Source organism: Streptomyces sp. URMC 124, from assembly GCF_051386455.1.
Lineage (GTDB): Bacteria > Actinomycetota > Actinomycetes > Streptomycetales > Streptomycetaceae > Streptomyces.
The window spans coordinates 8645-32135 of the sequence record NZ_JBPQTS010000013.1; the positions used below are offsets into that span (position 1 = coordinate 8645).

The 23491-nt window shown below is 73.8% G+C and carries 1 protein-coding gene; it reads left to right on the plus strand.

The window, feature by feature from the left end:
* Positions 1–53: 53 nt before the first annotated feature.
* Positions 54–23465 carry a type I polyketide synthase gene (locus ACSNOG_RS04625; RefSeq protein ID WP_436751217.1) on the plus strand — a complete coding sequence of 7804 codons (23412 nt, stop codon included), beginning with the start codon at positions 54–56 and terminating at the stop codon, positions 23463–23465.
* Positions 23466–23491: the final 26 nt, after the last annotated feature.

Here is a 23491-nt window from a genome sequence, read left to right on the forward strand (position 1 = left end):
CCGCCGTGTGTGCGGTGCCTTTTCGTTCTCTGTGTGGGTGGGTGGAGCGCAATATGGTCGAGTCCGAGCTCAACGGGACGGGGAATCGGGCCGGTTCGGTCTCGGCTGCTCCGGCTGATCCGGCCGAATCAGCCGATGGAATTGCCGTCATCGGCCTGGCCTGCCGGCTGCCGGGGGCCGCTGATCCGGCCGCCTTCTGGCGGATGCTCAGCGAGGGCACGGACGCGATCACCGACGTCCCCCGGGACCGCTGGGACGGCGCCGCCGTGGCCGACGCCGACCCGGCGGCACCGGGCAGGACCGACATCCGCAAGGGCGGATTCCTCGACGGCATCGGCCACTTCGACGCGGCGTTCTTCGGGCTCTCGCCCAAGGAGGCCGCGGCCATGGACCCGCAGCAGCGACTCGTCCTGGAACTGGCCTGGGAAGCGCTGGAGGACGCGCACGTGCGCGCCGCGACGCTGCGCTCCACCCGGACCGGAGTCTTCGTCGGCGCCATCTGGGACGACTACGCGACCCTGCACCACCACTCCGGGCTCACGGCCATCTCCCCGCACACCGTCACCGGCCTGCACCGCAGCATCATCGCCAACCGGGTCTCGTACTTCCTCGGCCTGAACGGCCCCAGCCTGACCGTCGACTCCGGCCAGTCCTCCTCCCTCGTCTCGGTCCACCTGGCCTGCGAGAGCCTCCGCAAGGGCGAATCGACGATCGCCCTCGCGGGCGGCGTGAACCTCAACATCGTCCCCGAGAGCACCCTGGGCGCCGCCAAGTTCGGGGGCCTGTCCCCGGACGGCCGCTGCTTCACCTTCGACGCCCGCGCGAACGGCTACGTCCGCGGCGAAGGCGGCGGCATCGTCGTCCTCAAGCCACTGGCCCGGGCTGTTGCGGACGGTGACCCGGTCTACTGCGTGATCCGCGGCAGCGCGGTCAACAACGACGGCGGCGGCGACGGCCTGACCGTCCCCCTGCAGTCCGGGCAGGAACAGGTGCTCCGGCTCGCCTACGAGCGGGCCGGCGTCGACCCCGCCCGCGTCGGCTACGTGGAACTGCACGGCACGGGCACCAAGGTCGGCGACCCCGTCGAGGCGGCCGCCCTCGGCGCCGTGCTCGGCGCCGGACGCGCATCCGACCGGCCCCTGCACGTCGGCTCGGCCAAGACCAACGTCGGCCACCTGGAAGGCGCCGCAGGCATCACCGGCCTCCTGAAGGCCGCACTGTCGCTCAGCCGGCGCGAACTGCCCGCGAGCCTCAACTTCGAGACCCCGAACCCGGCGATCCCGCTCACACGGCTGAACCTCCGGGTGCAGACCGAGCACGCCGCGTGGGAGGACCGGGACGGCCGCCCGCTCCTCGCCGGAGTCAGCTCGTTCGGCATGGGCGGCACCAACTGCCACGTCGTGCTGGAGGAACACCACGCGGCTGCGGAGGCGCAGGCGGAGGTGGCGGGCGCGGGCGCGGATGCGGATGCGGGGACGGCGACGGCCCCGACTCCGTGGCCGCTGTCCGCCAAGACCGCCTCCGGGCTGCGCGCCCAGGCCGCCGCCCTGCTCGCGCACGCCGAGGCGCACCCGGACCTCGCCCTGCCCGACGTCGGCTGGTCGCTGGCCACCGGGCGCACCGCCTTCGAGCACCGGGCCGTCGTCGTGGGCGAGGACCGCGACGACTTCCTGCGCGCCCTGCGCGAACTGTCCACCGGCGGCGTCGGCGCCGCACTGACCACCGGCCGCACCGGCCCGCGCGGCAAGCTCGCCTTCCTCTTCTCCGGCCAGGGCAGCCAGCGCGCCGGCATGGGCCGCGAACTGGCGGAGGCCTTCCCGGAGTTCGCCACTGCGCTCGACGAGGTGTGCGCGCACCTCGACGCCCGCCTGCCGCGGCCGCTGCGCGAGGTCATGTTCGCCCCCGAAGGCACCGAGGCAGCAGCCGAACTCGACCGCACCCTGTACACGCAGACCGCGCTGTTCGCCGTAGAGGTCGGTCTGTTCCGGCTGCTGGAGAGCTGGGGCATCACCCCCGACGTGCTGATGGGCCACTCCGTCGGCGAACTCGCCGCCGCGCACGTTGCGGGCGTCCTCACGCTCGCCGACGCCTGCGCGCTGGTCGCCGCGCGCGGCCGCCTGATGCAGGAACTGCCCACCGGCGGCGCCATGATCGCGGTCCAGGGGACGGAAGACGAGGTCCGCGCCCGTATAGGCGACCGCACCGACCGCGCGAGCATCGCCGCGCTGAACGGCCCGGACTCCGTCGTCGTCTCCGGCGACGAGGACCTCGTCACCGAGATCGCCGACGCCTTCTCCGGTCTCGGCCGCAAGACCAGCCGGTTGCGGGTCAGCCACGCCTTCCACTCCCCGCACATGGAACCCATGCTGGCGGAGTTCGGCCGCGTTGCCGACGGGCTGACCTTCCACGCGCCGCGCATCCCGATCGTGTCCAACGTGACGGGCCGGCTGTCCGAGGAGCCCGCGGAGTACGAAGGGTGCTCGGCCGCGTACTGGGTCGGCCACGTCCGCGACGCGGTCCGCTTCGCCGACGGTGTCGCCCGCCTCGACGAGCACGGCGTCCGTACGTACCTGGAGCTCGGCCCCGGCGGCGTCCTCACCTCCATGGCCCGCGCCGGCGCCGGCACGAGCGGCGACGCCGACGCCCTGTTCGTGTCCGCCCTGCGCGCCCGCCGCCCCGAGGCCCGGGCCCTGCTGGAGGCGGTCGCCTCGCTGCACGTCCACGGCCTGGAGCCGGACTGGACGGCCCTGTTCGGAGGCCGAGGCGTACGTCGTAAAGTCGCGCTCCCCACCTACGCGTTCGAGCGGCAGCGGTACTGGCTGGACGGCGCCACCGCCTCCCCGGCCGCCGGCACCACCCGGGCCCCTGCCGCCCCGCAGCCGGACGAGACCGCCGGGAACGCGAGCGCGCCCGCCGGGATCCTGGGCGAGCGGCTCGCCGGACTGCCCGAGGCCGAACGCGACGAAGCCGTGGCCGACCTCGTCCGCGCCCACGTCGCCGCCGTCCTCGGGCACTCCGAAGCCCGCCAGGTCGAGACCGAGTGGACGTTCAAGGACCTCGGCTTCGACTCGCTCAGCTCGGTGGAACTGCGCAACCGGCTCGGCGAGGCCACCGGACTGCGCCTGCCCAGCGGCCTGCTGTTCGACCACCCCACCCCCGCCGCACTCGCCCGCCACCTCGGCGCGGAGTCCCTGGGCGAGGGCGCGGCGGTCTCCGAGGCCGCAACGGTGGCCGACCCCGACGAGCCCATCGCCATCGTGGCCATGAGCTGCCGCCTGCCCGGCGGGGTGCACTCGCCCGAAGACCTGTGGCGGCTGGTCGCCTCCGGCGGCGACGCCATCACCGGCTTCCCGGCGGACCGCGGCTGGGACGTCGAAGCGCTCTACGACCCGGAGCCCGGCACACCCGGCAAGTCCTCGACGCGGCACGGCGGCTTCCTGCACGAGGCGGCCGGGTTCGACGCCGGCTTCTTCGGCATCAGCCCCCGCGAGGCCACGGCCATCGACCCGCAGCAGCGGCTGGTCCTGGAGACCGCCTGGGAGGCGTTCGAGCGCGCCGGCATCGACCCGGCCACGCTGCGCGGCAGCCGGGCGGGCGTGTTCATCGGCGCCACGGCACAGGACTACGGCCCCCGGCTGCACGAGCCCGTCGACGGCATCGACGGCTACCTGCTGACCGGCACGACGACCAGCGTCGCCTCCGGCCGCGTGGCCTACTCCTTCGGCCTCGAAGGACCCGCCGTGACGGTGGACACGGCCTGCTCGTCGTCCCTGGTCGCCCTGCACCTGGCCATTCAGTCGCTGCGGAGCGGCGAGTGCACGATGGCCCTGGCCGGCGGCGTGACCGTGATGTCCACGCCCGGCATGTTCGTGGAGTTCAGCCGCCAGCGCGGGCTCTCGGCCGACGGCCGGTGCAAGGCCTTCGCCGCCGGCGCGGACGGCACCGGCTGGGCCGAAGGCGTCGGCATGCTGCTGGTCGAACGGCTCAGCGACGCCGAGCGCAACGGGCACCGGGTGCTCGCGGTCGTGCGCGGCAGCGCCGTGAACCAGGACGGCGCCTCCAACGGGCTCACGGCTCCGAACGGCCCCTCGCAGCAGCGCGTCATCCGGCAGGCCCTGGCCTCCGCCGGACTCGCACCCGCCGACGTCGACGCGGTGGAGGCGCACGGCACGGGCACGCGGCTCGGCGACCCGATCGAGGCGGAAGCCCTCATCGCCGCCTACGGCCGGGAACGGGACGGCGACCGTCCCCTGTGGCTGGGCTCGCTGAAGTCGAACATCGGCCACACGCAGGCCGCGGCCGGTGTGGCCGGCGTGATCAAGATGGTCATGGCGATGCAGCACGGCGTGCTGCCGCAGACCCTGCACGCGGACGAGCCGACGCCGCACGTCGACTGGGCGGAGAGCGGCGTACGGCTGCTGACCGACGCGGTGGAGTGGCCCGCAGGCGACGCACCGCGGCGGGCCGCGGTCTCCTCGTTCGGCATCAGCGGCACGAACGCGCACGTCATCGTCGAGCAGGCCGTGACGAGCGACGAACCTGCCTCCGAGGCGGCCGTGACGGGACCCGTTCCGTGGGTGCTGTCGGCGAAGAGCGACGCGGCGCTGCAGGACCAGGCGGAACGCCTGCTGGCGTTCCTGGACGCCGAAGGCGCCGAGGCCGCAGGGGTGCGTCCGGCGGACGTGGGGTTCTCGCTGGCGACGTCGCGTGCGGTGCTGGAGCGCCGCGCGGTGGTCGTGGGGGAGGACCTGGCGGAGCTCCGGCAGGGGCTGGAGGCGGTGGCCTCGGGTGCTGCATCGGCGGGCGGTGCCGTCGGGGGCAAGGTCGGGTTCTTGTTCTCGGGCCAGGGTTCGCAGCGGCTGGGTATGGGGCGCGAGCTGTACGCGTCGTACCCCGTTTTCGCCGCGGCCTACGACGAAGTGTGCGCGGAACTGGACGCGCCGGTCGATGTTGATGCCGAAACGCTTCACCAGACAGGGTGCACCCAGCCCGCGTTGTTCGCCGTCGAGGTGGCGCTGTTCCGGCTGCTGGAGTCGTGGGGCGTGCGACCGGACTACGTGGCCGGTCACTCGGTCGGTGAGATCGCGGCTGCTCATGTGGCGGGTGTGCTGTCGCTGCGGGATGCGGCGAAGCTGGTGTCGGCGCGGGCTGCGCTGATGCAGGCGCTGCCCGCGGGCGGGGCGATGGTGGCGGTTCAGGCGACGGAGGAGGAGGTGCTGCCGCACCTGACCGACGGGGTCGGCATTGCTGCGATCAACGGTCCGCAGTCCGTCGTGGTCTCGGGCGTTGAGAGCGCCGTGCTGGAGATCGCCGAGGTCTTCACACAGCAGGGCCGTAAGACGTCGCGTCTGAAGGTCAGCCATGCCTTCCACTCGCCGTTGATGGACCCGATGCTGGAGGACTTCGCGGAGGTCGTCGGCGGCCTGGCGTTCGGCGAGCCGCGGATTCCGGTGGTGTCCAACCTCACCGGTCGCCTGGCGGAGCCGTACACGCCCGAGTACTGGGTGCGTCATGTCCGTGAGGCGGTCCGTTTCGCGGACGGCGTGCGGAGCCTGCACGAGCTGGGCGTGACCACCTTCGTGGAGATCGGCCCCGGCGGTGTCCTGAGCGCCCTCACCCAGGGCTGCCTGGAGGACGACGCCGTCGTCACCGTCCCCGCGCTCCGTGCCGACCGGCCCGAGCCGTACGCCGTCATCACCGCCGTCGGCCGGCTGCACACCCACGGTGTCTCCCCGGACTGGCAGGCGCTGTTCCCCGGCGCTCGCCGCATCGACCTGCCCACGTACGCCTTCCAGCGCGAGCGCTACTGGCTCGATGCGCCTCAGGCGGCGCTCGCCGGTGCGCCGGAGACGGTGGACGCCGAGTTCTGGGACTCCGTCGAGAGCGAGGACCGTGCCTCCCTCGGTGCGCTCTTGGGGCTGGCCCCCGACGCGTTGGACGTGGTCGCGCCGAAGCTGTCCGCCTGGCGCCGGCAGCGGCGCGAGCAGTCCGCCGCCGACGGCCGGCGCTACCGGGTCACCTGGCAGCCGCTCGGCGACGCCGGGGGCGTCCTACCGGCGGGGACCTGGATCTACGTGGTTTCCCAGGAGACCGCATGGACCGCGGCGATCCACGCCGGGCTCACGGAACTCGGCGTGGAGCTCGTACCGTTCGTCGTGGACGCGGACGCCGATCGCGACTCCCTGGCCCGGGCCCTGGCCGACGCCGGGCACGAGCAGGCCGACGGCATCGTTTTCGCCGCGGCAGGGGTCGCGGCAGGGGTCGCGGCAGGCGTCGAGGCGGGGACGGAGGCGGGAGCGGACGCAGGGACGGACGCCCTCCAGCAGCTCGTCCTGCTCGTCCAGGCCCTCGGCGACGCCGGAATCGAAGCCCCACTGTGGTGCCTGACCACCGGCGCTGTGTCGACCGGCGCCTCCGACCCGCTCACCGACCCCGCCTCGGCCCGGATCTGGGGCCTGGGCCGGGTGGTCGCCCTGGAGCAGCCGCAGCGCTGGGGCGGGCTCGTCGACCTGCCCGCCGAACTCGACTCCCGCTCGCTGGAGCGGCTGGCCCGCCTGTTGACCCAGGCCGACGAGGACCAGCTCGCCGTACGTGCCTCCGGCGTGTCGGGCCGCCGTCTGGTCCGCGCGCCGCAGAGCGCGGCACCGGTGGACGCGCCCTGGTCGCCGCGCGGCACGGTGCTCGTGACCGGTGGTACGGGTGCGCTCGGCGGGCACGTGGCCCGTTGGCTGGCCACCGCCGGGGCCGGACACCTGCTGCTCACGAGCCGCCGTGGCCCCGAGGCCCCCGGCGCCGCCGAACTCAAGGCGGAGCTGGAGGAACTGGGCGTTCAGGTCACCGTCGCCGCGTGCGATGCGGCCGACCGCGACGCGCTCGCCGCACTGTTCGACCAGCACACCGTGAACGCCGTGGTGCACACCGCAGGCGTGCTCGACGACGGCCTGGTCGCATCGCTCACGCCCGAGCGTCTGCAGCACGTGCTGCGTCCCAAGGCGGACGCCGCGCTCCACCTGCACGAGCTCACCCGGGACCGCCGGGACCTCGACGCGTTCGTCCTGTTCTCGTCGATGACCGGTGTGTGGGGCAACGGCGGCCAGGGCGCCTACGGCGCCGCGAACGCCTTCCTCGACGCCCTCGCCGAGCAGCGCCGGGCGCAGGGCCTGCCCGCGCTGGCCGTCGCGTGGGGGCCCTGGGCGGACGGAGGCATGGCCGACGGCGCCGCCGGCGACCACCTGCGGCGGCGCGGCGTCCGGGCGCTCGCGGCCCGGCCCGCGATCTCCGTGCTCCACGGCGCGCTGACCCACGGCGAGACCTCCGTGACCGTCGCGGACGTGGACTGGGACCGCTTCGTCCCGGCCTTCGCCGCCACGCGCCCCTGCCCGCTGCTGCAGGGCGTGCCGGAGGCCCGTAAGGCCCTCGAAGCACGCGCTCAGGCCGCGCGGAGCGCCGAGGTGCCCGCGTCGGCGCTGGTCCAGCGCCTCCTGGGCGCAGCGCCGGGGGAGCAGGAGCGTGCCCTGCTGGACCTGGTCCGTGAGCAGGCCGCCACGGTGCTCGGCCACGCGGGCAAGGGCGCCTTCGACGCCGACCGGACATTCCGCGAGACCGGCTTCGACTCGCTCACCGCCGTCGAACTGCGCCACAGGCTCATTACGGCCACCGGCCTCAAGCTGCCCACCACCCTGGTCTTCGACCACCCGACGCCCACCGCCCTCGCCCGCCACCTGCGCGAGGAACTCCTCGGCCGGCACGGGTCGGAGGCGGACGCCGCGCGGGCGACGGCCGCCGCCCCGACCGACGAGCCCCTCGCGATCGTCAGCATGAGCTGCCGCTTCCCGGGCGGCGTCCAGTCGCCGGAAGACCTGTGGGAGCTGCTGCGCTCCGGCCGGGACGCGGTGACCGGCTTCCCCGCCGACCGCGGCTGGGACACCGACTCGCTCTACGACCCCGACCCCGACCGGCCCGGCAGGACCTACGCGCGCGAGGGCGGCTTCATCGACGGCGCGGACCGCTTCGACGCCGGCCTCTTCGGAATCTCGCCGCGTGAGGCCCTGGCGATGGACCCGCAGCAGCGGCTGCTGCTGGAGACCGCGTGGGAGGCCTTCGAGCGCGCCGGCATCGCCCCCGCGTCCGTCCGCGCCAGCCGCACCGGTGTCTTCATCGGCACCAACGGCCAGGACTACGCCAACGGCCTGCGCAACGCCCCCGAGGAGATCGAGGGATACGCGCTCACCGGCAAGGCGGCGTCGGTCGTCTCCGGCCGCATCTCCTACACGTTCGGCCTCGAAGGCCCGGCGGTCACGGTCGACACGGCCTGCTCGTCGTCGCTCGTGGCCCTCCACCTCGCCGCGCAGGCACTGCGGAGCGGCGAGTGCACCATGGCCCTCGTCGGCGGCGTCACCGTCATGACCACCCCTGACCTGTTCGTGGAGTTCAGCCGCCAGCGCGGCCTGTCGCCCGACGGGCGCTGCAAGGCCTTCGCGGCCGGCGCGGACGGCACGGGCTGGGGCGAAGGCGTCGGCCTGCTGCTGGTGGAACGGTTGTCCGACGCTCAGGGCCTCGGCCACCAGGTGCTGGCGGTGGTGCGCGGCAGCGCCGTGAACCAGGACGGCGCGTCCAACGGCCTGACCGCCCCCAACGGTCCTTCGCAGCAGCGGGTCATCCGGCAGGCCCTGGCCTCCGCCGGGCTCACCCCGGCCGACGTGGACGCGGTCGAGGCCCACGGCACAGGGACGAAGCTGGGTGACCCGATCGAGGCGCAGGCGCTCCTCGCCACGTACGGCCGGGAACACTCCGACGACCGGCCGGTGTGGCTGGGCTCGGTCAAGTCCAACATCGGCCACACGCAGGCCGCCGCGGGCGTGGCCGGCGTGATCAAGATGGTTATGGCGATGCGCCACGGCGTGCTGCCGCAGACCCTGCACGTGGACGAGCCCACCGCGCACGTCGACTGGTCGGCGGGCGCCGTGCGGCTGCTGACAGAGCCGGTGGACTGGCCCGGCACCTCCGGACCCCGCCGGGCCGCGGTGTCGTCCTTCGGCATCGGCGGCACCAACGCCCACACGATCCTCGAAGAGGCGCCTGCTGAGGCCGAGGCCGAGCCGGCCGCCCGGGAACACCGCCCGGTGCCCGTGCCGTGGGTGCTGTCGGCGAAGAGCGAGGCGGGGCTGCGGGCGCAGGCGGAGCGCCTGCTGGCCTTCGCGGCCGACGACGTCCCGCCCGCCGATGCCGGATTCTCGTCGGCCACGACGCGCTCGGCACTGGAGCACCGGGCCGCGGTGATCGGCACCGACGCGGCCGAGCTGCGGGCGGGGCTGGAGGCCCTTGCCGCCGGCGAAGCGCCGGCGAACGTCGTCACCGGGCGCGCGCACTCGGCGGACAAGGTCGGGTTCCTGTTCTCGGGACAGGGGTCGCAGCGGCTGGGGATGGGGCGCGAGCTGTACGCCGCGTACCCTGTTTTCGCCGCGGCCTACGACGAGGTGTGCGCCCTGCTGGACGCGCCGGTCGATGTCGATGTGGAGTCGGAGGAGCTGAACCGGACGGGGTCGACGCAGCCCGCGTTGTTCGCGGTCGAGGTGGCGCTGTTCCGGTTGCTGGAGTCGTGGGGTGTGCGGCCGGATTACGTGGCGGGTCACTCGGTCGGCGAGATCGCGGCTGCTCATGTGGCGGGTGTGCTGTCGCTGCGGGATGCGGCGAAGCTGGTGTCGGCGCGTGCCGCGCTGATGCAGGCGCTGCCGGCCGGTGGAGCGATGGTGGCGGTTCAGGCCACCGAGGACGAAGTTCTGCCGCACCTGACCGAGCACGCAGGCATTGCGGCGATCAACGGGCCGCAGTCCGTGGTGGTTTCCGGTGCTGAGGGCGCCGTGCTGGAGATCGCCGAGGTCTTCAGGCAGCAGGGCCGCAAGACGTCCCGGTTGAAGGTCAGCCACGCGTTCCACTCGCCGTTGATGGACCCCATGCTGGAGGAGTTCGGTGAGGTCGTCCGCGGCCTGACCTTCCATGAGCCGCGGATCCCGGTGGTGTCCAACCTGACCGGTCGCCTGGCCGAGCCCTACACCCCCGAGTACTGGGTCCGCCACGTCCGCGAGGCGGTCCGTTTCGCCGACGGCGTGCAGAGCCTGCACGAGCTGGGCGTGACCACGTTCGTGGAGATCGGCCCCGGCGGCGTGCTGAGCGCCCTCACCCAGGGCTGCCTGGACGACGACGCCGTCGTCACCGTCCCCGTTCTCCGCGCCGACCGCCCCGAGCCGCAGGCCATCACCACCGCGTACGCCCAACTGCACGTCAGCGGCGTCGAGGTGGACTGGCACGCCTTCTTCCCCGGCGCCCGGCGCATCGGTCTGCCGACGTACGCCTTCCAGCGCGAGCGCTACTGGCTCGACGCCCCCGCCTCCGCCGGTGACATGCGCGCGGTGGGCCAGGGCGAAGCCGGTCACCCGCTGCTCGGCGCCGCCGTGCCGCTGGCCGACGGCGACGGGCACCTGCTCACCGGGCGGCTGTCGGCACACACGCACCCGTGGCTGGCGGATCACGCCGTCAGCGGCGTCGCCCTCCTGCCCGGGACGGCGTTCGTCGAGCTGGCGATCATGGCTGCCGACGCCGTGGGCTGCGACCTGCTGGAAGAACTGACGCTGGAGACCCCGCTGCTCGTTCCCGCGCGCGGTGGCGTCGCCCTGCAGGTGCGGGTCGGTGCCGACGACGGCTCGGGCCGCAGGCCACTGACCGTGCACTCGCGCAGCGACGACGAGGACGCGTACGCCCACGAGGACGAGTCCGGGCGGGCGTGGGTCCGGCACGCCTCCGGCTCGCTGACCGTCGCCACGGGAGGGCCGGTGGACGGCTCGCTCGCCGCGTGGCCTCCCGTCGGCGCGGAACCCCTCGACGTCGCCGGGTTCTACGACCGGCTCGCGGAGATGGCCCTCGACTACGGCCCTGTCTTCCAGGGCCTCCGTGCCGCGTGGCGCAGCGGGGACGACTTCTTCGCCGAGGTGGAACTGCCCGGCGGGGAGCGGACGGAGGCGGGGGCGTACGGCCTGCACCCCGCGCTGTTCGACGCGGCCCTGCACACCGTCTGGCTGGGCGCGGTCGAGCCCGAGGCCGGGACGGGCAACGGACTGCTGCCCTTCGCCTGGAGCGGCGTGCGCCTGACGGCCGCCGGGGCGTCCGGTCTCCGCGTGAAGGTCTCGCGTGCCGGCACCGGCACCGGGACTGGCACCGGCACCGGTACGTCCGCCGTGTCGCTGGTGCTGGCCGACGGCACCGGCGAGCCGGTCGCACAGGTCGACTCGCTCACGCTGCGCCCGGTCCCCGCCGACCAGCTGCGCGCCGGTTCCGGAAGCGACAACGCGGTCTTCGGCCTGGAGTGGACGCCGGCCGGCCTCCCGTCCGCGCCCGACGGCCTGAGGATCAAGACGTACGAAGATCTCGCCGCCCTGCGGGCCGCCGGTTCGTCGGCGGCCTCCGACGCCGACGCCGTGGTCGTGCCCTGCCCGGCCGGGACCGACGCGGACACCGCCGCCCGGGTCCGCGAGATCACCCATGCCGTACTGGGTCTGCTGCAGTGGTGGCTGGCCGAGGAACGGCCGGCGCGCCTGGTGCTGGTGCTGCGTACGGGAGACCTGGCCCAGTCGGCGGTCCGCGGCCTGGTGCGCTCGGCGCAGAGCGAGAACCCCGACCGCATCGTGCTGGTCGAGATTGTTGCCGATGCCGATGCCGATGCCGATGCCGATGCCGATGTTGATGACAGCCTCGTCGGGGTGCTGCCCGGCCTGATCGCCTCCGGCGAGCCGCAGGCCGAGGTGCGCGCGGACGAGGTCCGCGTACCGAGGCTCGTCCGCATCGCCGCGCCGGACGCGGCGGATCCGGAGCTCCCCGCCCTCGGTTCCGGCACCGTCCTGCTGACCGGCGCGTCGGGCGGGCTGGGCGGACTGTTCGCCCGGCACCTGGTCGCCGAGCACGGTGTGCGCAGCCTGCTGCTCGTCAGCCGCCGCGGCGGGGGCGCGCCCGGTGCGGCCGAGCTCGCCGCCGAACTGACCCTGCAGGGTGCCGAGGTCACCTGGGCAGCCTGCGACGTGGCCGACCGCGACGCCGTCCGCGACCTCCTGGACGGGCGGAGCCTGTCCGCGATCGTCCACACCGCCGGTGTCCTGGACGACGGCATCGTCGGCTCGCTGACCCCCGAGCGGCTGGACGGCGTGTTCCGGCCCAAGGTGGACGCCGCGCTGAACCTGCACGAACTGGCCGGCGAGCTGTGCGGCGACCTGTCCGCGTTCGTGCTCTTCTCCTCGGTGGCGGGCACGCTGGGCACGCCCGGCCAGGGCAACTACGCGGCCGCCAACACCTTCCTCGACGCCCTCGCCGAGCACCGCCGGGCCCAGGGCCTGCCCGCCACGTCGCTGGCGTGGGGCCTGTGGGCGCAGGACAGCGACAGCGCCATGACCGGCAGCCTCGACCACACCGATCTCACGCGCATCAAGCGCATGGGCCTCGCCGCGATCCCGCCGGCGGAAGGCCTGCGGATGTTCGACGTGTCCCTGGCCACCGGGCGGGCGGCCGTCGCCCCGATCCGGCTCGACACCACCGCCTTCCGGGACGGGCAGGGGCAGCCCGTACCGCCGGTCCTGCGGGGTCTGGTCCGGGTGGCGCCGGTGCGGCGCGCGGCGCAGGCGGCCCCGAAGGGGTCGCTGGGGCAGCGGCTGGCCGGTCTGCCGGAGGCCGAGCGCGAGCAGGCGGTGCTGGACCTGGTGCGTACCGAGGTCGCCGCCGTGCTCGGTCACGGCGGCGCCCGGTCGGTGGGCGCCGACGACTCGTTCCAGGACATCGGCTTCGATTCGCTGACCGCCGTCGAACTGCGCAACCGGCTCAATGCGGCCGTCGGCATGCGCCTGCCCGCCACGCTGATCTTCGACTACCCGAACCCCCTCGCCCTCGCCCGCTTCCTCACCGCCGAGGCCGCGGGCCCCGGCGAGGCGGCGGCAGCGGTCCCGGCGACCGTCCCGACGGCCGGCGGCACGGCGGACGAGCCGATCGCGATCGTGGGCATGGCCTGCCGCTACCCCGGCGGCGTGCAATCGCCCGAAGACTTGTGGCAGCTGGTGTTCACCGGCCGCGACGCGGTATCGGGCTTCCCCGAGGACCGCGGCTGGGACGTCGAGAAGCTCTACGACCCCGACCCCGACCAGTGGGGCACCAGCTACACCCGGGAGGGCGGTTTCCTCCACGAGGCGGCCGAGTTCGACGCCGAGTTCTTCGGGATCTCGCCGCGCGAGGCACTGGCGATGGACCCGCAGCAGCGGTTGCTGCTGGAGACGTCGTGGGAGGCGTTCGAGCGGGCCGGCATCGATCCGGCCACCGTGCGGGGCAGCCGGACCGGCGTGTTCGCGGGAGTGATGTACCACGACTACGGCGGGCGCGTGCACACCTCGCCGGCCGGACTGGAGGGCTACCTCGTCAACGGCAGTGCGGGCAGCGTCGCTTCGGGCCGCGTCTCGTACACGTTCGGCCTGGAGGGCCCGGCGGTCACGGTCGACACGGCTTGCTCGTCGTCTCTGGTGGCCCTGCACCTGGCGACACAGGCACTGCGCAGCGGTGAGTGCTCGATGGCGCTGGTCGGCGGCGTCACGGTGATGGCGAGCCCGTCCGTGTTCGTGGAGTTCAGCCGTCAGCGCGGTCTGTCGGCGGACGGCCGGTGCAAGGCGTTCGCCGCGGGTGCGGACGGTACGGGCTGGGCCGAGGGCGCGGGCATGCTGCTGGTCGAGCGGCTCTCCGATGCCCGCCGGAACGGTCACCAGGTGCTGGCGGTGGTGCGTGGCACTGCGGTGAACCAGGATGGTGCTTCGAACGGTCTGACGGCGCCGAACGGTCCGTCGCAGCAGCGGGTGATCCGGCAGGCGCTGGCGAACGCCGGTGTGTCGTCGGACCAGGTCGACGCGGTGGAGGCGCACGGCACGGGCACGCGGCTCGGCGACCCGATCGAGGCGCAGGCGCTGCTGGCCACGTACGGGCAGGAGCGGCCCGAGGGCCGGCCGCTGTGGCTGGGTTCGCTGAAGTCCAACATCGGCCACGCCCAGGCCGCGGCGGGTGTCGGCGGCATCATCAAGATGGTCATGGCGATGCGCCACGGCGTCCTCCCGCGGACCCTGCACGTGGACGAGCCGACGCCGCACGTGGACTGGTCGGCGGGCGCGGTGCGGTTGCTGACCGAGGCGGTGGAATGGCCCGAGAACGGCGCCCCACGACGGGCGGCGGTCTCCTCCTTCGGCGTGAGCGGTACGAACGCGCACGTGATCGTCGAGCAGGCGCCCGACACTGCCGAAAAGCCCCCGACTCCGGTACCGGATGCGGTGGTGCCGTGGGTGCTGTCGGCGAAGAGCGAGGCGGCGCTGCGGGACCAGGCGGGGCGGCTGCTGTCCTTCATGGACGGGGAGGGTGCCGAGGCCCGGCCTGCTGACGTGGGTTTCTCGCTGGCGACCTCGCGTGCGGTGCTGGAGCGCCGTGCCGCGGTCGTGGGCGCGGACCTCGCCGGGATCCGACGGGGCCTGGAGGCGCTGGCCTCGGGCGTTGCTCCTGTCAGCGGTGTCAGTGGTGTCAGCGGGGGCAAGGTCGGGTTCTTGTTCTCGGGGCAGGGCTCGCAGCGGCTGGGTATGGGAGGTGAGCTGTATGCGGCGTACCCCGTCTTTGCTGCGGCTTATGACGAGGTGTGCGCGCTGCTGGACGCGCCGGTCGATGTGGAGTCGGAGGAGCTGAACCGGACGGGGTCGACGCAGCCCGCCCTCTTCGCGGTCGAGGTGGCGCTGTTCCGCCTGCTGGAGTCGTGGGGTGTGCGGCCGGATTACGTGGCCGGTCACTCGGTCGGTGAGATCGCGGCTGCTCATGTGGCAGGCGTGTTGTCGCTGCGGGACGCGGCGAAGCTGGTGTCGGCGCGGGCTGCGCTGATGCAGGCGCTGCCCGCGGGCGGGGCGATGGTGGCCGTGCAGGCGACCGAGGACGAAGTGCTGCCGTACCTGACGGAGCAGGCCGGCATCGCGGCGATCAACGGACCGCGGTCCGTCGTGGTCTCGGGTGCGGAGGCTGCGGTCGCCGCGGTCGCCGAGGTCTTCGCCCAGCAGGGCCGTAAGACGTCGCGTCTGAAGGTCAGCCATGCGTTCCACTCGCCGTTGATGGATCCGATGCTGGCCGACTTCGCGGAGGTCGTCGGCGGCCTGGCGTTCGGCGAGCCGCGGATTCCGGTGGTGTCCAACCTCACCGGTCGCCTGGCCGAGCCCTACACCCCCGAGTACTGGGTGCGTCACGTCCGTGAGGCGGTCCGTTTCGCGGACGGCGTGCGGAGCCTGCACGAGCTGGGCGTGACGACGTTCGTGGAGGTCGGCCCGGGCGGTGTCCTGAGCGCCCTCGCTCAGGACTGCCTGGAGGACGACGCCGTCGTCACCGTCCCCACCCTGCGCGCCGACCACCCCGAGCCGTACGCCGTCATCACCGCCGTCGGCCGGCTGCACACCCACGGTGTCTCCCCGGACTGGCAGGCGCTGTTCCCCGGCGCTCGCCGCATCGACCTGCCCACGTACGCCTTCCAGCGCGAGCGCTACTGGCTTGACGTACCCCGCGCGTCCGGTGACGTCCGGGCCGCGGGTCTGGGGGCGACCGACCACCCGCTGCTCGGCGCCGCGATCGCGACGGCCGACAGTGACGGGGTCCTGCTCACCGGGCTGCTCTCCCTCGACTCCCACCCGTGGCTTGCCGACCACGCCGTGAACGGGACCGTTCTGCTGCCCGGCACCGCGTTCGTGGACCTGGCGGTCCGGGCGGGCGACGAGGCCGGCTGCGGAGGGGTCGAAGACCTCACCCTGGAACTTCCCCTGGTCGTGCCCGAGCGCGGCGGCGTCACCCTTCAGGTGGCGGTAGGCCCCGAGGACGAGTCGGGCCGGCGGCAGCTGAGCGTGCATTCGCGCGTCGAGGACGCCACCTGGGTACGGCACGCGACGGGCGTGCTGTCCTCGGGAGAAGCACCGCCCGCCGCGGACTTCGGTGCGTGGCCGCCCGCGGGCGCGGAGGCCGTCGACCTGACCACGTTCTACGAAGACATGGCCGCCTCGGGCCTGGACTACGGTCCGGTCTTCCAGGGCCTGCGGTCGGTGTGGCGCGGCGGGGACGACGTCTTCGCCGAGGTCGCTCTGCCCGAGGGCACGGAAGCGGAGGCGGGCGTGTTCGCCCTTCACCCGGCGCTGCTGGACGCCGCCCTGCACGCCCTGGCCGCGGGCGGGCTGGTCTCGCTGGACGACGGCCCTGCTCTGCCGTTCGCGTGGTCCGGTGTCGCCGTTCACGCCACCGGCGCGGCTATGGTGCGGGTGAAGCTGTCGCGGACGGCCGACGGTTCGATGACGCTGGCCGTGGCCGACGTCGCAGGTGAACCGGTGGCCTCGGTCGAGTCGCTGTCGCTGCGGACCGTGCCGGCGGAGCAACTGCGCGGTGCCGGTGACAGCAGCCCGCTGTTCGGGCTGGAGTGGACGCCGCTCGCGCTGCCCTCCGCCGCCTCTTCTGCTTCCTCCTCCGACGCGCTGGTGATCGAGTCCTTCGCGGACTTCGACGCGCTGCGGGAGTCGGAAGGGACATCGGACGTCGTAGTCGTGCCGTGCCCGGCAGGGACCGGCGACGACGTCGCCGCCCGTGTCCGCGAAGTCACCCACGCCGCACTGGCGCTGGTGCAGTGGTGGCTGGCGGAGGACCGCCCGGGGCGTCTGGCCCTGGTGACGCGCCCCGGCGACCTGGCGCATGCCGCGGTCCAGGGTCTCGTACGCTCCGCGCAGTCGGAGAACCCGGACCGGATCGTGCTGGTGGAGGCCGAGGACACCGAGGAAGCACTTCGCGTGCTGCCCGCCGCGGTCGCTTCCGGTGAGCCGCAGTTCGCGGTGCGCGGTGAGGACGTCCTCGTGCCGCGCCTGACGAAGGTCACCGGGGACGCCGGCGGGGCCGCCAACGGCACGCCGGCCTTCGGCACCGGCCCCGTCCTGCTGACCGGCGCGTCCGGTGCGCTGGGCGGGCTCGTCGCCCGGCACCTGGTCGCCGCCCACGGCGTGCGCAGCCTGCTGCTGCTCAGCCGGCGGGGCGCGGACGCCCCCGGCGCGGTCGAGCTGGAGGCCGAGCTGGCCGCGCAGGGCGCCGAGGTGCGCTGGGCGGCCTGCGACGCGGCCGACCGGGACGCCCTCGCCGACGTGCTGTCCGGTACGCCGGTGACGGCCGTCGTGCACACGGCCGGCGTCCTCGACGACGGCGTGATCGCCGCGCTGACGCCGGAGCGCATGGACGCGGTGCTGCGCCCGAAGGCCGGCGCCGTGCTGAACCTCCACGAGCTGACGCTGACGAGCGACCTGTCGGCGTTCGTCGTCTTCTCCTCGGTGTCCGGAATCCTGGGCAGCGCCGGACAGGGCAACTACGCGGCGGCGAACACCTTCCTCGACGCCTTCGCCGAAGCCCGCCGCGCCCAGGGCCTCCCCGCGATCTCACTCGCGTGGGGCCTGTGGGAGCAGGGCAGCGGCATGGCCGACCGGCTCGACCAGGCCGACCTCATCCGCCTCAAGCGCGTGGGCCTGGCCCCGATAGCCGTCGAGGAGGGACTGCGGCTCTTCGACGCGGCACTGGCTCTGGGCCGGGCGACCGTCGCCCCGCTGCGGCTGGACCTGAGCGGGCTGCACGGCACGGTGCCTCCGGTCCTGCGAGGACTGCGCCCCGTACGGGCCACCGCGCGGCGCACGGCGCAGAACGCCACACCGAAGGGCGCGCTGGGGCAGCGCCTGGCCGGTCTGCCGCAGGCCGAGCGCGAGCAGGCGGTGCTGGACCTGGTACGAACCGAGGTCGCCGCCGTACTCGGCCACGCGTCGGTCCGGGCCGTCCAGCCGGACCACGCCTTCCAGGACGCCGGCTTCGACTCGCTCACCTCGGTGGAACTGCGCAACCGCCTGAACACGGCGACCGGGCTGCGGCTCCCCGCGACCATGGTCTTCGACCACCCGACGCCCGTCGCACTCGCCCGCTTCGTACTGGCCGAGACGCTGGGCGTCCAGGAGCGGTCCGAGACCGCCGTCGCCGCGGTCGCGGGGACGGACGAGCCGATCGCGATCGTGGGCATGGCGTGCCGGTTCCCCGGTGATGTGCGGTCGCCCGAAGACCTGTGGCGCCTCGTCGCGTCCGGCGGCGACGCGATCTCCGGCTTCCCCGAGGACCGCGGCTGGGACGTCGAGAACCTCTACGACCCCGACCCCGACCGCTCCGGCAAGTCCTCCGTGCGCCATGGCGGCTTCCTCCACGAGGCGGCCGACTTCGACCCGGCCTTCTTCGGGATCTCGCCGCGCGAGGCACTGGCGATGGACCCGCAGCAGCGGTTGCTGCTGGAGACGTCGTGGGAGGCGTTCGAGCGGGCCGGCATCGACCCGGCCACTGTGCGGGGCAGCCGGACCGGCGTGTTCGCCGGCGTGATGTACCACGACTACGGCGGGCGGGTGAAGACTGCCCCGGAGGGCATGGACGCCTACCTGGGCAGCGGCAGTGCGGGCAGCATCGCCTCCGGCCGCGTCTCGTACACCTTCGGCCTCGAAGGCCCGGCGGTCACCGTCGACACGGCGTGCTCGTCCTCGCTCGTGGCCCTGCACCTGGCGACCCAGGCGCTGCGCACCGGCGAGTGCTCGATGGCCCTCGTCGGCGGCGTCACCGTCATGGCGACCCCCTCCACGTTCGTGGAGTTCAGCCGTCAGCGCGGTCTGTCGGCGGACGGCCGGTGCAAGGCGTTCGCCGCGGGTGCGGACGGTACGGGCTGGGCCGAGGGTGCGGGCATGCTGCTGGTGGAGCGGCTGTCCGACGCCCGCCGGAACGGTCACCAGGTGCTGGCGGTCGTCCGCGGCACCGCGGTGAACCAGGACGGCGCCTCGAACGGTCTGACGGCGCCGAACGGTCCGTCGCAGCAGCGGGTGATCCGGCAGGCACTGGCGAACGCGGGCCTGTCCTCGGACCAGGTCGACGCGGTGGAGGCGCACGGCACGGGCACGAAGCTGGGCGACCCGATCGAGGCGCAGGCGCTGCTGGCCACGTACGGCCAGGAACGTGCCGGGGACCGGCCGCTGTGGCTGGGGTCGCTGAAGTCCAACATCGGTCACTCGCAGGCGGCTGCGGGCGTCGGCGGCGTCATCAAGATGGTCATGGCCATGCGCCACGGCGTGCTTCCGCGGACGCTGCACGTGGACGAGCCGACGCCGCACGTGGACTGGTCGGCGGGCGCGGTGCGGTTGCTGACCGAGGCGGTGGAGTGGCCCGAGAGCGACCTGCCGCGCCGCGCAGCGGTGTCGTCCTTCGGCATCAGCGGCACCAACGCCCACGTGATCGTCGAGCAGGCGCCCTCCACGTCCTCCACCGCTGAGCAGTCCCCGGCTCCGGTACCGGATGCGGTGGTGCCGTGGGTGCCGTGGGTGCTGTCGGCGAAGAGCGAGGCGGCGCTGCGGGACCAGGCGGAACGCCTGCTCTCCCTCGCGGACGCGGCCACGGATCTGCAGCCGGCCGATGTCGGCTTCTCGCTCGCCACCACGCGCTCGGCGATGGAGCACCGAGCAGCAGTAGTGGGGGAGAACCGGGAGGAACTCCTGGCGGGACTGCGTGCGCTGGCCGAAGGGTCGCCGTCCGCCCGGGTCGTCGCGGGCGAGCCGGGCTCCGGGGGCAAGGCCGGGTTCTTGTTCTCGGGCCAGGGTTCGCAGCGGATCGGCATGGGGCGTGAGCTCTACGCGGCCTACCCCGTGTTCGCCGCCGCGTACGACGAGGTGTGCGCGCTTCTGGACGCGCCCGTCGACGTCGACTCGGAGGAGCTGAACCGGACCGGGGCGACGCAGCCCGCGCTCTTCGCCCTCGAGGTCGCGCTGTTCCGCCTCCTCGCATCGTGGGGTGTCCGGCCGGATTACGTGGCGGGTCACTCGGTGGGCGAGATCGCGGCCGCTCATGTGGCCGGGGTGCTGTCGCTGCCGGACGCGGCGAGGCTGGTCTCCGCCCGTGCCGGGCTGATGCAGGCGCTGCCCGCCGGTGGTGCGATGGTCGCGATCCAGGCGACCGAGGAGGAAGTCCTGCCGCATCTCACCGAGCAGGCCGGCATTGCGGCGATCAACGGACCTCGGTCCGTCGTGGTCTCCGGCGTTGAGGACGCGGTCACCGCGATCGCCGAGGTGTTCGAGCAACAGGGTCGTAAGACGTCCCGCCTGAAGGTCAGCCACGCCTTTCACTCGCCCCTGATGGACCCGATGCTGGAGGACTTCGCCGAGGCCGTCAGCGGCCTGACCTTCAATGAGCCGAGGATCCCGGTGGTTTCTACCCTCACCGGCCGCCTGGCCGAGCCGTACACGGCCGAGTACTGGGTCCGGCACGTCCGTGAAGCGGTCCGCTTCGCCGACGGCGTCCGTACCCTCCACGACCTGGGGGTCACCACCTTCGTGGAGATCGGCCCCGGCGGCGTGCTCAGCGCCCTCACCCAGGGCTGCCTGGACGACGGCGCGGTGACGGTCCCGGTCGTACGGGCCGACCGCCCCGAGGCGCAGGCCGTCGTCACCGCGCTGGCCGAACTGCACGTGCACGGCGTCTCTCCGGACTGGCAGGCGCTGTTCCCCGGCGCTCGCCGTGTCGACCTGCCCACGTACGCCTTCCAGTACGAGCGCTTCTGGCTCGACGCGCCCGAGGAGTTCACCGGCAGTGCCGCTGCCACCGGGCTCGGCCTCGGTGCGGCCGAGCACCCGTTGGCGGGTGCGGCGGTCGCGCTGCCGGGCGCCGGGGGGTACCTGGTCACCGGGCGGCTCTCGCTCAAGACCCACCCCTGGCTCGCCGACCACACGGTCATGGGCAGCGTGCTGCTGCCGGGCACCGCGCTCGTGGAACTGGCGGTGCGCGCGGGCGACGAGGCCGGTTGCGCGCAGATCGAGGACCTGACGCTGGAAGCACCGCTGATCGTCCCGGAGCGCGGCGGTGTGGCCGTGCAGGTGTGGGTCGGTGCCGAGGAAGAAGAGCCGGGCAGGCGGGCGCTGAGTGTGCACTCGCGGCCGGACGACGCGTCGGACGACGCGCCGTGGGTGCGGCACGCGACCGGTGTGCTGTCCTCGGCAGAGGCGCCGCCCGTTGCGGACATCGGTGCGTGGCCGCCGGCGGGTGCGGAGGCCGTCGACCTGACGGCGTTCTACGAAGGCCTGGCCGCACTGGGCCTGGAGTACGGTCCGGTCTTCCGGGGCCTGCGGTCGGTGTGGCGCGGCGGGGACGACGTCTTCGCCGAGGTCGCTCTGCCCGAGGGCACGGAAGCGGAGGCGGGCGCGTTCGCGCTGCATCCGGCGCTGCTGGACTCGGCGCTCCACGCGATCGGCGCGGGCGGGCTCGTCCCCGTCGGCGACGGGCCGCTGCTGCCCTTCGCCTGGTCCGGGGTGAACGTCCGGGCTGCCGGGGCGACGGCGCTGCGGGTCAAGGTCGTGCGGACGGGCACCGACGCGGTGTCGCTGACCGTGGCCGACGCCGCGGGCGGCCCGGTGGCCACGGTCGGTTCGCTGTCGCTGCGGCCGGTGTCGCGGGAGCAGCTGCTCGGGGCCGGCGGTTCCGGCAGGGGCGCCGACGACTCGCTGTTCGGCCTCGCATGGCAGCCGCTGGCCCTGCCCGAGGCTGCCGCCGGGCTCGACGTACGGGCTTACGCGGACCTGTCCGCTCTGTTCGCTCTGTCCGCCCCATCCACTCTGTCCACCGAAGCGGTTCTGCCCGACGTCGCGGTCGTGCCGTGCCCGGAAGCCACCGGAACGCCCAGCGCCGAGCAGGTGCACGGCGTCGCGAGTGAGGTCCTGGCGCTGGTGCAGTGGTGGCTGGCGGAGGACCGCCCGGCGCGGCTGGCGCTGGTGACCCGTCCCGGCGACCTGGCGCATGCCGCGGTGTGGGGGCTCGTGCGGTCCGCGCAGTCGGAGAACCCGGGCCGGATCGTGCTGGTGGAGGCCGAGGACACGGAGGACGCGCTTCGCGTGCTGCCCGCCGCGGTCGCTTCCGGTGAGCCGCAGTTCGCGGTGCGCGGCGAGGACGTGCTCGTCCCGCGCCTGACGAAGGCCACCGGAGCTGTCGCCGGCACGCCCGACTCCGCCACCGACCTGCCCGACCTCTCCGACGGCACGGTCCTCGTGACCGGCGCCTCCGGCTCGCTGGGTGCGCTCGTCGCCCGGCACCTGGTGTCCGAGCACAAGGTGCGCAGGCTCCTGCTGGCCAGCCGCCGGGGCGCGGAGGCCCCCGGTGCGGCGGAGCTGGAGGCCGAGCTGGCCGCGTGGGGCGCCGAGGTCACCTGGGCGGCCTGCGACGTGGCGGACCGGGACGCGGTCCGCGGAATGCTGGCCGGGCTCGGCGGTCATCCGCTGTCGGCCGTCGTGCACACCGCGGGTGTTCTCGACGACGGGGTGTTCGCCTCGGTCACGCCGGAAAGGATGAGGGAGGTCTTCCGGCCCAAGGTGGACGCCGTGCTGAATCTGCACGACTGCACCCGGGACATGGGCCCGGCCGCCTTCGTGGTGTTCTCCTCCGTCGCCGGTCTGGTCGGCAGCGCCGGCCAGGCGAGCTACGCGGCGGCGAATTCCTTCCTCGACGCGTTCGCTTCGTACCGCCGCCGCGAGGGCCTGCCCGCCCTTTCGCTGGCGTGGGGCGTGTGGGAGCAGTCCGGCGCGATGACGGACGGCCTTGCCGAGGCCGACCGGGCGCGGATGGCGCGCAGCGGCGTGCTGCCGCTGCCGCCGGAGGAGGGGCTGAGGCTGTTCGACGCGGCGCTGGCGTCGGACGAGGCGGTGCTCGCCCCGGTCCGCATCGACACCGGTGCCCTGCGTGCCGGTGAAACGCCGGCGGTGCTGCGCGCCCTCGTGCCGGCCGCGGCCCGGAGGACCGCGCAGGGTGCTGCCGCGCCCTCCGTGGTGTCATCGCTGGCCGACCGCCTGGAGGGGCTGCCGGAAGCCGAGCGGGACAAGGCGGTCGAGGACTTGGTCCGGGCGGAGGTGGCCGCGGTCCTGGGCCACGCGTCGGCCCACGCGGTCCGGCCGGAACACGCCTTCCAGGACCTGGGGTTCGACTCCCTCACGGCCGTGGAACTGCGCAACCGGCTGAACAAGGCCACCGGGCTGCGGCTCCCCGCGACCCTGGTCTTCGACTACCCGACACCCGCTCTCCTCGCCCACCACGTGCTCACGGAAACGGTGGGGGCGGCCGAACCGGCCCTAGTGGATTCCCTACTTGCCGACCTGGACAGGGTCGAACAAGAATTGGTCACGAAGTTGTCGGAGAGTGAAGCTCGCGACCGGATCCTGTCAAAGCTCCAGGCCGTATTGGCGATTGCCGGTGATTCCGGCAAGGCGCCGGTGACGGAAGGCCCTGGACAGGGCAGCGATCTGGAATCGGCCACGGACGACGAAGTATTCGATCTGCTCGGCAAGGAATTCGGGATCTCCTGACCGTTCCGGTTCCGGTGCGTCCCCAG

What these genes read in the sequence shown, in the direction of transcription:
- ACSNOG_RS04625 (WP_436751217.1), top strand. Translation starts at nt 54, where the DNA reads ATGGTCGAGTCCGAGCTCAACGGGACGGGGAATCGGGCCGGTTCGGTC.